The sequence below is a fragment of the Acinetobacter sp. P37 genome (genome assembly GCF_057480965.1).
The window spans coordinates 1-445 of record NZ_JBLIYY010000054.1; the positions used below are offsets into that span (position 1 = coordinate 1).

Sequence of the window (445 nt, forward strand, 5' to 3'; positions counted from 1 at the left end):
CATTGTTATTAAGCTCTGTGATTTATCACAGTTTCCTGACCTGACGAAGGCTGGAAAAATCATTAACAGAATATATTTGAGTTGAAATAATTTGTTCATACTCGTTTGATTTAACCTAACAAGCAATTGTGAAAGTTGAATGAAATGAGTTACTAGCGAAATTAACTGAATCAAGCGTTTTGGTATATGAATCTAATTGAAGCTGTACAGTGATTAAGTTCACGAAGCTCTAAACTGTAATGTTGGTTGATCTACTTGTAGGATCAAACGACTGTTTGGGGTTGTATAGTCAAGTAATTAAGTGCATGTGGTGGATGCCTTGGCAGTCAGAGGCGATGAAAGACGTAATAGCCTGCGATAAGCTCCGGGGAGGCGGCAAATATCCTGTGATCCGGAGATTTCTGAATGGGGAAACCCACCCGCTATAAGGCGGGTATCATAAACT

At 39.3% G+C, this 445-nt stretch carries 1 rRNA gene; it reads left to right on the plus strand.

The window, feature by feature from the left end:
• Positions 1–287 precede the first annotated feature (287 nt).
• Positions 288–445, plus strand: a 23S ribosomal RNA gene (locus AC25JC_RS17350); the annotation flags it as partial.